This window comes from Ensifer sp. ENS06 (assembly GCF_014852205.1).
GTDB lineage: Bacteria > Pseudomonadota > Alphaproteobacteria > Rhizobiales > Rhizobiaceae > Ensifer > Ensifer adhaerens.
On record NZ_JACVBC010000010.1, the window covers coordinates 176,093 to 189,009 of the forward strand.

The window sequence follows — 12,917 nt, forward strand, 5'->3', positions numbered from 1 at the left end:
GCTGATCCAAAAGCAGGGTTGGTTTCCGAACGATGACCAGAAATACTAAATTTGTACTAACGTCACCAATTTTGGGTATTAGCATAATATAGTATGCTGTTTTAGGTGAGGCTCTTCAGTGCCGATTGCGCTCTCGCAGGGTTGATGTTTTCGTCGCCCGCAAAGGTCGAGGGGTATTTCCATGGCAACCGAAGGCACCGCAATTTCCAACGACGCCGCAGCTCTGTCGGCAGAGGCAATCGAATTCCGCAACGCGCCCGACGGCAAGGCTGACCGCCTGGTTGCGCAGGCCGCTCCCGCAGGCGAGCCGGAACTCATCGACCCCGCGACGGGCGCTCCCGTGAAAGGCGCCGAAACCGTGCCCCAGACAGCGCCCATGCCGACGGAAATCAGCGCCGATGCTTCGAATATCGTGCATTTGCCTGTGGGCGCGTCGATCGAAAAGATCAAGGTCGTTGGCAGCGATATCGTTTTGGAACAGCCTGACGGCTCCACGATCACCATTCACAACGCGGCATTGAAGGTCCCGACCTTCCTGATCGGTGACGCCGAAATCCCGCGCGAAACCCTCGTGGCGGTGCTCGGAGAAAACGGCATCAACGTCGCGGCCGGCCCGGACGGCAGCATCAGCGTCGTTTCGAACCAGAGCAGCGGCGGCGACTTCGCAGGGGCTAATGGCGATATCGGCGAGGCCGGACCGGTCATCAACTTGCTGGCGCCGACCGCGCTGCAGTTTCCGACGCTTGAGACGACCGAGCTTCTGCCGCCGACCCTCGATCCCAACGACGCACCGTCGATCATTCCCGACGGCAGCAGCGGCCCCGGCGGCATCTTTGTCAGCGACCGGCAGGTCGATGAAGCGGGCCTCGCCAGCGGTTCGCGCGCCGGTGACGGCAGCGCGTCGGTCAAGGGCATCTTCACCATTTCCGATCCGGATGGTGCCGGCGATATCGCCAGCCTGACGATCAACGGCCGGACCTTTCCCATCGGCGGCCTGGTCGGCCAGCCGGTTGCGGGCCAGTTCGGCGTGCTCACCATCACGGCCTACGATCCCGCGACCGGTGTCGCGCAGTATACCTATGAACTGACGAGCGCCATCACCAGTTCGGGCGTCAACCCTGGTGCCAATGTCGAGCAGGACCGGGATATCTTCACCCTTACGGTCACCGACGGTGACGGCGCGACCGGCACGGCCACGCTGCGCGTGGATGTCGTTGACGACATTCCTGTAATCGGCATCACGAATCCCGAGACGGCTCAAGTTGCCGAAGGGCAGACACTTTCCGGCAACTGGACGCTGACGGGAGGTGCCGACGGCGTCGGCACGGTGGACGTGACGGTTGGCGACACCACGCAGACGCTGACGTTGACCGCAGGCCAGAAGGTGGACTTCACGCTCGCCGAGGGTACGCTGACGGTCAATGCGGACAAGACCTGGTCGTTCACGGCAGCAAGCAATCTTAACAATGCCGGCGGTCTCGACGTGACGTTCTCGCTGTCGGCCAGGGACGGCGACAACGATGCAACGAGCGACAGCCAGACGATCAAGGTGGTGGACGGCGCAGGTCCGTCGGTTGATCCGCTTGCCGCGTCCGCAGCGCTGACGCTCGATGACCAGAACCTTGCCAATGGCTCGACGCCGGTCGGTGGCGCCGAGACGAGCAGCGGCACGATTGGCTTTGTCGCGGGTTCGGATGCGATCGCGACGATTGCGTTCGGTGACACCAGCGGGCTGACTGGCGTGCTGGTCTGGGACCGTGTTTCCGATACGCAGATCGTTGGCCGGGCCGGCGGTGCGACGCTTGTCACGCTCGACCTGGTTCGCGCAGGCGACAGCGCCACGGTAACGGCGACTTTGAACGGCAACTACGCCAGCCATCCCGGCATCAATTCCGACGACCTTGCGAATCTTGGCCAGGTCAAGGTGGTTGCGACCGATATCGACGGCGACAGGGCCGAAGGCACGGTGACGGTCGCGGTCTCTGACGACATGCCGGTCGCTGCCGCCGACACGGACAGCGTGTCCGAAGATGGCGCCGTCTTTGCAGATGGCAACGTGCTGACCGGTTCGGGAGGTGCGGATGAGAACGGCACGGACGGTGTCAAGGATATCGCAGGGGCAGACGGCGTATCGGTGACGTCCGTTTCATTCGGGAGCACAACAGGTCTGGTCGGCGGTTCGACGGCAGGTCAGTTCGGCACGTTGGTGCTGAATTCCGATGGCAGCTATACCTACACGCTCAACAACGCGACGGCCGGTGTGCAAAGTCTCGCCGCGGGCCAGATGGTGACGGATACGTTCACCTACGAGATCACTGACGGAGATGGTGATAGGTCGTCGACGACCGTCACAATCACAATCACCGGCACGAACGATGCCCCGGTCATCACGACGGGCCCGCAGAGCGGCAAGGTCGCGGAGATTGGCGACAATGCCGCTGGCGAGAACACGGTTACGCACACGCAGGGCGGCGCGGTCGGCTTTTCCGACGTCGATACGCTGGATCAGCACAGCGCCAGCTTCACGGCAGGTGGCGACGGCTATCTCGGCACCTTCTCGCTCGGGACGGTCGATCAGGCCGGTGACAAGGTTGGCTGGAATTTCGAGATTGCCGACAGCGTTCTCGACTCGCTTCAGGCCGGCCAGATCCTGACCCAGACCTATGACGTGACCGTCGATGATGGCAACGGGGGGACGGCGACCCAGACCGTGACGATCGTGATCACCGGCACCAACGACGCACCGGTCATCACTTCGGGCGTGCAGAGCGGTTCTGTGACGGAGATCACCGACAAGGCGACGGGTGAGAACACGGTCACACACACGCAGGGCGGTGCGGTTGGCTTTAGCGATGTCGATACGCTCGACACCCACAGCGCCAGCTTCAAGGCGAACGGCGAAGGCTATCTCGGCAAGTTCGCGCTCGACCCGGTCAGCCAGTCGGGCAACTCGGTCGGCTGGACCTTCAAGGTTGCTGACGGTGTCATCGACTCGCTGCAGGCCGGCCAGTCGCTGACGCAGACCTATGATGTGACCATCAGTGACGGTCATGGCGGCACGGCGACCCAGACCGTGACGATCGTGATCACCGGCACCAACGACGCACCGGTCATCACTTCGGGCGTGCAGAGCGGTTCTGTGACGGAGATCGCCGACAAGGCGACGGGTGAGAACACGGTCACGCACACGCAGGGCGGCACGATCGGCTTTTCCGACGTCGATACGCTGGATGAGCACAGCGCTAGCTTCACGGCGAACGGCAACGGCTATCTCGGCACCTTCGCGCTCGACCCGCTGAACCAGGCAACCGATCAGGTCGGCTGGAGCTTCAAGGTTGCCGACAGCGTGCTCGACTCGCTGCAGGCTGGCCAAAAGCTGACGCAGACCTATGACGTCACCGTCGATGACGGCCACGGCGGCACGGCGACCCAGACGGTGACGATCACGATCACCGGTACCAACGATGCCCCGGTCATCACCTCGGACGCCCAAGGCGGTGTGGTAACGGAGATCGCCGACAAGGCGACGGGCGAGAACACGGCCACGCACACGCAGGGCGGCACGATCGGCTTTTCCGACGTCGATACGCTGGATGAGCACAGCGCTAGCTTCACGGCGAACGGCAACGGCTATCTCGGTACCTTTGCGCTCGATCCGCTGAACCAGGCAACCGACAAGGTCGGCTGGAGCTTCAACGTCGCCGACAGCGTGCTCGACTCGCTGCAGGCTGGTCAGACCCTGACGCAGGCCTATGACGTCACCGTCGATGACGGCAAGGGCGGCACGGCAACCCAGACGGTCACGATCACGATCACCGGTACCAACGATGCGCCCATCATTACCTCGGGTACTCAGAGCGGCTCTGTGACGGAGATCGCCGACAAGGCGACGGGCGAGACCACGGCCACGCACACCCAGGGCGGCACGATCGGCTTTTCCGACGTCGATACGCTGGATGAGCACAACGTTAGCTTCACGGCGAACGACAACGGCTATCTCGGTACCTTCGCGCTCGATCCCGTCGATCAGGCGGGCGACAAGGTCGGCTGGACCTTCAAGGTTGCTGACGGTGTCATCGACTCGTTGCAGGCCGGCCAGTCGCTGACGCAGACCTATGATGTGACCATCGACGACGGTCATGGCGGCACGGCGACGCAAACTGTGACGATTACGATCACCGGTACCAACGATGCGCCCATCATTACCTCGGGTACCCAGAGCGGTTCTGTGACGGAGATCGCCGACAAGGCGACGGGCGAGAACACGGCCATGCACACACAGGGCGGCACGATCGGCTTTTCCGACGTCGACACGCTGGATACCCACAGCGCCAGTTTCACGGCGAACGGCAACGGCTACCTCGGGACCTTTGCGCTCGATCCGCTGAACCAGACAACCGACAAGGTCGGCTGGAGCTTCAACGTCGCCGACAGCGTGCTCGACTCGCTGCAGGCTGGTCAGACCCTGACGCAGGCCTATGACGTCACCGTCGATGACGGCAAGGGCGGCACGGCAACCCAGACCGTGACGATCACAATCACCGGTACCAACGACGTCCCGATCATCACCTCGGGCACCCAGAGCGGTTCTGTGACGGAGATCGCCGACAAGGCGACGGGCGAGAACACGGCCACGCACACGCACGGCGGCACGATCGGCTTTTCCGACGTCGACACGCTGGATGAGCACGGCGCCAGCTTCACGGCGAACGGCAACGGCTACCTCGGTACCTTTGCACTCGGGACGCTCGATCAGGCCGGCAACGCGGTTGGCTGGAGCTTCAACGTCGTCGACAGCGTGCTCGACTCGCTGCAGTCCGGCCAGAAGCTGACCCAGACCTATGACGTCACCGTCGATGACGGCAAGGGCGGCAAGGCGACCCAGACGGTGACCATCACGATCACCGGCACGAACGATGCTCCGGTAATCACCTCGGTCTCACAAGGCGGTGCGGTGACGGAGATCGCCGACGGAGCGACCGGTGAGAATACGGCCACGCACACGCACGGCGGCACGATCGGCTTTTCCGACGTCGACACGCTGGATACCCACAGCGCCAGTTTCACGGCGCAGGGCGGTGGCTATCTCGGCACTTTCTCGCTCGGCTCGCTGAACCAGTCGACCGACTCGGTTGGCTGGAGCTTCCAGGTGGCCGACAACGTGCTGGATTCGCTGAATGCTGGTGAGACGCTGACGCAGAAGTACGATGTGACGATCGATGACGGCCATGGCGGCACGGCGGTACAGACGGTAACGATCACGATCACTGGCACTGATGATGGCGTGAGCGTCAACGGGCTGTCGTCCAGCGCCGAAGAGACGGTTTACGAGAAAAATCTCTCGGATGGTTCTTCGCCGAATGTGGCTGCACTTACGCAGACCGGCAGCTTCTCCGTGACGACGCCGGACGGACTCGCCGGCCTGAAGATTAATGGTACTTCGGTCGTGACGGGGGGCGCCTACGCCGTAGGAACCACGGTGGACACGGCACTTGGACTTCTGACGATCACCGGCTACACGCCAACGACGGTCAACGGTACGGTGACGGGCGCAACCTTCACCTACAGCTATCTGCTGCAGGACAACAGCTTGGCGCATACTGCGGCTGGAGCCGATAGCGGGGTCTTCGATAACTTCGTCGTCGCCGTGACAGATGAAGATGGTTCGACGAGCAATGCCACGCTCAACATCCGGATCGTCGACGATGTCCCGACCGTCCAATCCATCAGCAGCGCCTACATGGGCAACGGTACCGGTGCGCTGGAAGGTGTCATCAATGCGACGCCAGGCGCCGACGGCATCAAAGTTTACAAGATCGACAGCGTGGGCGGGCTGCCTACTGGCTGGACCACAACGGGAACGGGCACCGGGCAGGTGCTCGTGAAGGACAACTTCGGTACCGACATCTATCGCCTGACAACGAACGCGGACGGGACCTATCAACTGGAACAGTTGAAGGAACGTCCTGGAACGCAGGTAACCATTGATGCGGCGAACGATTTCCCCAATAGCCCAACGAAGACCTACGATTTCGGCTTCGCCAAGTTTACAGCACTTGCATCCTCCTCGGGGCAAGTGACCTTCAATGCCAACACGGCGTCAGGCGGTGGAAACGAGTTCGGGATCGGCAATCCGGCCTTCTCTACTGGGGAGAAGTTCAAGATTGAATTCGATAAGGATGTATCGTCGGTTACCTTGCGTTTCGGGACGGTTAAAGATCCAGGATCGATTGAGTTCACGGTAAGGGATGGCAATTCCACGCCATACACCTTTTCCAAGACTGTCGTCGCGGGGCAGACGAGTGTTACAATTCTTCCGAGCGATGTCGGATTCAAGTTCGATTACATCGAAGTTCTTGGCAAGAACGGCATCAATGTCTCCTTCACGACGGTAGGTTACACCGAAACCGTCGCCGCTTCGGATTTGACGCTGACTTTTGGCGTCACCGGAGAAGACAGGGATGGCGATTTGTCGAATTCCTCGACGCTCACCTTCGTGTCCGACGGATCCACAACCACGGCAAATGAAATCAGCGGCAGTGCGGGGCATGATGTCATCCATGGCGGAGCTGGCGACGACACGCTCAACGGAGGTGACGGCAACGACATCATCTATGCGAGCGCGGGCGACGACGACATTAATGGCGGAGCAGGCGTGGACCTGCTCAACTTTTCAGATGCGACCGGTCCCGTCACGTTTACGCTGGTACAGAGCAGTTGGGAGGATGATGTAGATCTTTCCAGCGTCGGCCTGGGAGAGGAAGACTACAGGAATATAGAAGGTGTCATTGGCTCCGACTTCAATGACAAGCTTTACGGTAGCAGTTATGGCGACATTCTGGCCGGGGGCGAGGGCAACGATACGCTTTCGGGCAATGGCGGAGCCGACAAGCTCTACGGCGATGCCGGCAATGATACGCTGGTTGGCGGTTCCGGCAACGACACGCTGTATGGCGGGACGGGCGTCGACAAGCTGACTGGTGGCTCAGGCGACGACACCTTCGTTCTCGATGCGAAAGACCTGCAACTCGACATCGCCGACGTCATCACCGACTACGACGGCGACGACGACTCTGTCGACTTGTCGGCTTTGCTCGGTAACCTGCCTTCGGGAACGACGCTTGATGGCGACTATCTCCAGGTGGTTCAGGATGGGCAGAACGCCAACCTGCAAGTGGACACCGAAGGTAACGCCGGTAGTGGTGGCTGGCATACGGTTGCCGTGTTGGAGAACTTCAATGTCTCGACGGAAGTGGTGAAGGTGCTGTTCAACGAAAACGGGACGAAAACATCGCAGGACGTGCACTAACGCCGGGTTGATCTCGACAGTTCAGCGGTTCTCGGCAATCATCCGGGAACCGCATATTGAGGGGAACTTTCATGAACAGAAGCATGCTGGCGGGGGTGATGCTCGCACTGATGCCCATATCCAGTTTCGCGGCCGACCTTATCGGCGACTATGCGCCGGCGGCCCGGCAATGCACCGAGATCAGCCAGTCCGCGCTGACGGTCGATCAGGACGTGGCGACGCTGACCAAGGAAGTCGTGGCGCGCATGGACGAGGCGATTGCCGTTGCCGACGATCCGCGCTGGATCGCTTCGACGCGGCCGGCCTTCGTCTGGGCGTCCGAGACCAAGGTCGCCTGCGGCAAGGCCTATGGTTACCTGCAATCGAGCTGGCGTGACGAGGACTACATTGCCAAGTGCGATTGCTTCTACGCCAAAATGCGGCACTTCATGAATTGAGACAGCCGGTATGATCGACATGCCCCACGTTGTGGTTTCCCCGGCACGGCGCGTGTCGTCGTGCCGACAATGGCTGGCACTCGGCGTGCTCGCGCTTGGCGTTCTCGCCGGTTGTCAGGGCGCTCCCACCGCCCCTGAGGTGCTCGACGTCGAATCGCCGCAGGCAAGGCATGCCCGGCGCGCATCCGAGCATGCGGTGAAGTCGCAGGAGGCCTTCGGAACCGGCGCAACGCGTGTCGGGCTTATCACTGCACTGATGGCGCCGTCGGGCGAAACGGTGCGCGAACGCGACATCCGCGACGGGGCGTCGCTCGCCGTGGACGAGGTGGGTGGTGGCCAGCTTTCGCTTTTGGTCGAAAATACCGACGGTTCGCCGCAGCAAGTCCAGGACGCCGCCAAGCGTCTCGCGGGCCAGAACGCGGCGTTGATTGCGCTGTCGGTTGCGGACGTGCCTGTCAGCACCGTCCGCCAGGGACTTGGCTCTGCCCGCGCGCCACTTCTCGCGTTGCGCGGCAACGGCGCCGAGCGGCCGGCCGGCACCTTCGCCTTCGTTTCTGACCGCATCGATAGCGCTGTCGAGGGCGCTTCCTATGCTTTTGCCTCCGGCCGCAAGCGGCTGATCGTGCTTTTGCCCAGCGATGTCTCTGCCGCCGAACGGCAAAGGCTGGATCGCGGTCTTGCGGGCTATGGCATCAAGCCGGCGCTTGTCGCCGTGACCGGCATCACGACATTTTCCGGTGACGCGGCCGCCAAGGCAAAGCTAAAGGATATTGATGCGGTTCTCCTCATCGGATCGGAAGGGGGGGAGGTCGGTTCTCTGTCGCAACTCAAGGCCAACGGCTATCTGAAACCGAATGCAATGGTCGTCGGAACTTCCGGTTGGACGAATGCCGCCTACAAGCGACCCGAATTTTCCGGAAGCCACCTCTGTCTCTTCGGCCCGGAAAACGGCTCGCGGATGACGTCGCGCTTCCTCGATCGCTACGATCGTGCGGCAAGTGCGGACGCGGCTTATGGGTTCGACGTCATCGCCCTTGCGGCTGGTCTCGTGCGGTCCCAGGGGGAAGGCGCCATCAATCAGGAAAGCATCCGCGCGCCAAACGGTTTCGTCGGTGCGGCGGCCACCTTCCGGTTCACAAAGGACGGCTCGGTAGAGCGAACCTGCGCCATCTATCAGGTGACCGCCGGCAGCGTGAAGCTTCTGGATCCCGCGCCCCGCTCGTTCTGACCGAAGCGTTATTGACCAAAAACCGATGCGGCGAGCGACCGCGCTGCATTCGGTGTAGAGAAGCGGGCGAGGGCACGGCAGCTAAGCTCACGTTATCCGCAAGCTCGCGCCGTGATGCCGGAGGCCAAGGCGGGAGGCGACACGCTTCGACGAGGCGTTGTCTCGATCGGTACTGTAAAACAAGGTGCGAGAGCGAAGCGTCGGCAGCCGCGACCAACCAGCCGTCGCAGCAGCGCCGAAACCGCGTCCTCGAAACGCCTTGGCGGTCACAAGCCCGAGTTCGGCGCCGGAATCGGTGAGCCGCGCCGCACATGCCAGGGAGGCGACTTCACCGTCGACAATGGCAGCGCACCAGGGCGACCAGAAGTCGGCAACGCCGTGGAAGCCAAGATCGAACCAGGACTCCGGAACCCCATCCGTCGCCTTCTTCGGGGTCGTTGCGAACGAGCCGCGCATCGCCTTGGTGAGGAGTGTCGTGCTGCAACTCAAAGACAAGGCCGCAATCGTATTCGGCAGGCCCATCATCACCAAGCAGCGACAGATAGCACTCAAGGTTCACAGGCGTGCTGGGATGAACGAAGGGCGGTTCGGTTGCGGCAAGTCCTTCCAGCTCCGCGACCAGACCGCCCGGCAGGTCCGCGCGTGCTTCGCACAGGTTTCCCTCCGCGCATCCGGCGAGCCAGAAGCGCGGGCCCGGTGCCTGATCCGGATCGGCGCGTGTTCGAAACAATGTGTGGAAGTCTATTTTCAGCCAATGGCTTGCTGGTATCATGAGGCGATCGCTCAATAATATCCCCGCATCCGTCGAGTACGTTCCTGGCGTGAGGGGGCAAGATGCCCACGGCGAGATCGGTCGCGCGCAATCGGCGACAAAGGAGCCTTGCGTTAAGGCGGGATTTTCATGTCTTGCCAATGCGTGAACTCCCATGGTAACGTTCCCACGAGCTTGAGGCCTGTCACCTTTGATGATGGCTTCCGGCCCGGGAGGAAACATGAAGAACGGACCCCGGCAACGGGCCACCATTATCGACGTCGCGGAGCGGGCAGGGGTCTCGAAGAGCACGGTTGCACGTGTTCTGGCGGGTTCTGCCAGCATTTCCGACGAAGCCCGCGACCGCGTGCTGAAGGCCGTTGCAGCCACCGGCTACGAGCGCAATCATCTGGCCGTCGGCATGCGTTCGGGGCGCAGCGGCATGCTCGGCCTGGTCATTCCCGATATCACCAACCCCTTCTGGGCCGAAGTCGCCCGCGGCGCCCAGGATCGCGCCGCCAAGGACGACATTTCGCTTCTCGTCTTCTCGTCGGACTGGGATGCCGGCACGGAGGCGACGCATCTTCGCGCCCTGCGGCGCGCCCGTGTCGATGGCGCGATCATCAATCCGGTCGCCGACAATTTCGATGATCTCGATCGCTTCGGCTTACCCTTCGTTTTCATCGGATCGAGCGCCGAGCGTTTTCCGGATACCTTGAGCGTCGGATCGGATATCGCCCAGGCTGTCCGTCTCGGCATGGATATCCTCGTTGAGCGCGGACACCCGGCGCCGGCCCTGATGCTCGGCCCGCGGTCGCGTCTTGCGCGCGCCCGGTTCCTGCGCGCCGTGCACGAGCATTGCATCGCGCGCGACATCGACCCCGACATCTTGCTGGTGGAAGAATCCGACTACACGGTCGAGGGTGGCCGAAAGGCCATGGGGCGTTTGCTCGCCGGGCCGTGGAGAGGCAGTCGCGCCGTCTTCGTCGCCAACGACCTGATGGCACTCGGTGCCATGATCGCCGTGCGCGAGGCGGGGCTCCGGTGCCCGGAGGATATTTCCATTCTTGGCTTCGACGGCATTCCGGCGGGTGCTTTCTCCTGGCCCGGTCTGACGACGATCGAAAAACCTGGCCGGCAGATCGGCATTCGCGCGGTCGAATGCCTGCTCGATCAGATTGCCGGCCGCCCGGAGCACGGCCGGATATTTCTGCCGTGCCGACTGGTCGAGCGCGGTTCGCTTGCCGATGTCTCGGCCTCGGTAGCTGTGCGCACGGCGGCAGGGAGGTAACAATGAGCGTAAGCAACGATCTTGTAGCGGATGCAGCCATGCCTAGAAATGGGAACGTTCCCAACGTCCATCGGCGAAGCGTCACGAAAAACGTGCGGCAATGGTGGCCCTACTACCTGATGATGGCGCCTGGGCTGATCTTCTTCGTGATCTTTCACTATTTTCCGATCTGGGAAGCCAAGATCGCCTTCGAGCAGTTGCGCATCATCCCGCCGAACATCTGGGTCGGGATCAAGCATTTCCAGACGCTCTTCTCCTCGCCGATCTTCTGGCAGGTGCTGATAAACACGCTGATCATCTCGACAATGAAGATCATCTTCGTCTTCCCGGTCCCGATTATCGTTGCGCTGCTGCTCAACGAGATCCGGGGCGGCGCTTTCCGCAAGTTCATCCAGTCGGCGATCTACCTGCCGCATTTCCTTTCCTGGGTGGTCATCGCCGGCGTGTTCATCGCGGTGCTTTCGCCGAGCGACGGCGCGGTCAACGACATCATCGGTTTCTTCGGATTGCAGCCGGTCTCCTTCATGACCGACACGGGCTCGATCCGCTGGGTGCTGGTCTTCTCCGAGATCTGGCGATCGGCCGGCTGGGACAGCCTGCTTTACCTTGCCGCCATCATCGCCATCGACCAGGAACTCTATGATGCGGCCGAGATCGACGGAGCCAATCGCTGGCAGAAGATCCGCTACGTCACCATTCCCGGCATCGTGCCGACGATCGCGACGCTGTTCATCCTCAACGCCGGCATGTTCCTGAACGCCGACCTCAACCAGGTGATCAACTTCTCCAACGACGTGGTGCGCAGCAAGATCGATATCATCGACACCTATGTCTACCGCATCGGCCTGCAGACCGGCGAGTATTCGCTGGCAACGGCCGCCGGCCTCTTCAAGGCGGTTCTCGGCATGCTGATGATCGTCGCCGCCCACCTTCTTTCCAAACGTCTTACCGGCAAGGGGGTATGGTGATGGCCGCCCACAACGTTCGCAGAACGCCGCTCGAGCGGCTCGAATATGCGATCATCGTCTCGACGCTGATGTTCCTCGTCGTACTGACGGTCCAGCCGCTGCTCAACCTGCTCGCCATCTCCTTTTCGGATCCGGGCAAGGTTGCCGGCATGAGCGGCCTGACGGTGGTCCCCAACGGGTTTTCGACCGACGTCTGGAGCCTCCTGGTCAACAACCCGGCCGTCCAGCGCGGCCTCCTGAACTCGATCTTCATCACGCTGGTCAGCACCGTCCTTGGTGTCGTGCTGACGGCGCTGATGGCCTGGGCACTTTCCCGCCCGGGTTTGCCGGGGCGGCGCGCGATTTTCGTCTTCGTGCTGGTGACGATCGTCTTTGAGCCCGGCATCATTCCCGATTATTTCATCAACAAGCGCCTCGGCCTTCTCGACAGCTACTGGTCTCTGATCCTCTTCAAGGTTGTGAACGCCTGGTATCTGATCATTCTCGTCCGCTTCTTCGAGGAAGTGCCGAAGGAACTGATCGAGGCCTCGGAGCTCGACGGCGCCAACCCTTTCCAGATCTTCTGGTACGTGGCGCTGCCTCTGGCCAAATCGGCGCTCGCCACCATCGCGCTCTTCTACTTCGTCTTCCACTGGAACGAGTTCTTCCGGGCGATGATCTATCTCAACGACCAGTCAAAATGGCCGCTGCAGGTCGTGCTGCGCCAGTTCGTGGTCGAGGGCGACAAGCTCGCCATGGTCGGGGTCGTCGACAGCAACAACTACACCGGTGCGAGCCAGATCAACATTCGCGCGCTGAAGGCAGGCATGATCCTGCTTACGATCGCGCCGATCCTCGCAATCTACCCACTCATTCTGAAGTTCTTCACCAAGGGCACCATGAGCGGTGCGCTGAAGGGCTGACGATGCAGAACCGAACCATAAAAGCCATAGC

The 12,917-nt window shown here is 61.8% G+C and carries 8 protein-coding genes; 7 read left to right on the forward strand and 1 reads right to left on the reverse strand.

Features of this window, described 5'->3' with window-relative positions; all coding sequences use genetic code 11:
* Nucleotides 1-181: 181 nt before the first annotated feature.
* The 3 genes from IB279_RS27540 (at nt 182) to IB279_RS27550 (ending at nt 8,974) form a co-directional block, all read left to right on the forward strand.
* Nucleotides 182-7,309: a VCBS domain-containing protein gene (locus IB279_RS27540; RefSeq protein ID WP_192340052.1), complete on the forward strand. Its 7,128-nt coding sequence runs from the start codon at nt 182-184 to the stop codon at nt 7,307-7,309.
* 71 nt (nt 7,310-7,380) lie between these two features.
* A complete protein-coding gene (locus IB279_RS27545) occupies nt 7,381-7,746 on the forward strand; it encodes a hypothetical protein (RefSeq protein ID WP_060607741.1) in 366 nt (121 codons plus the stop codon).
* 10 nt (nt 7,747-7,756) lie between these two features.
* Nucleotides 7,757-8,974, forward strand: coding sequence for an ABC transporter substrate-binding protein (locus IB279_RS27550; protein ID WP_113504486.1), 1,218 nt, complete (start codon nt 7,757-7,759; stop codon nt 8,972-8,974).
* A gap of 87 nt (nt 8,975-9,061) precedes the next feature.
* Here the strand turns inward: IB279_RS27550 and IB279_RS37415 are convergent, their stop codons facing one another.
* The gene (locus tag IB279_RS37415; RefSeq protein WP_234798823.1) at nt 9,062-9,469 is read right to left on the reverse strand and encodes a GNAT family N-acetyltransferase; all 408 of its coding nucleotides are present in this window, start codon (nt 9,467-9,469) and stop codon (nt 9,062-9,064) included.
* Between IB279_RS37415 and IB279_RS37420 the strand changes: the two genes are divergently transcribed.
* From IB279_RS37420 to IB279_RS27570, 4 genes are all read left to right on the forward strand, one after another.
* The gene (locus IB279_RS37420; protein WP_234798824.1) at nt 9,450-9,764 is read left to right on the forward strand and encodes a hypothetical protein; all 315 of its coding nucleotides are present in this window, start codon (nt 9,450-9,452) and stop codon (nt 9,762-9,764) included. The two genes, IB279_RS37415 and IB279_RS37420, sit on opposite strands and share 20 nt — an antisense overlap.
* Nucleotides 9,765-9,966: 202 nt before the next feature.
* Nucleotides 9,967-11,016: a LacI family DNA-binding transcriptional regulator gene (locus IB279_RS27560; RefSeq protein ID WP_034798087.1), complete on the forward strand. Its 1,050-nt coding sequence runs from the start codon at nt 9,967-9,969 to the stop codon at nt 11,014-11,016.
* A 38-nt stretch (nt 11,017-11,054) separates the two neighbouring features.
* On the forward strand, nt 11,055-11,984 hold the full coding sequence (locus IB279_RS27565) for a sugar ABC transporter permease (RefSeq protein WP_246802151.1): 930 nt from the start codon (nt 11,055-11,057) through the stop codon (nt 11,982-11,984).
* On the forward strand, nt 11,984-12,886 hold the full coding sequence (locus IB279_RS27570) for a carbohydrate ABC transporter permease (RefSeq protein WP_034798191.1): 903 nt from the start codon (nt 11,984-11,986) through the stop codon (nt 12,884-12,886). The genes IB279_RS27565 and IB279_RS27570 overlap by 1 nt, the downstream gene beginning before the upstream one ends.
* Nucleotides 12,887-12,917 lie beyond the last annotated feature (31 nt).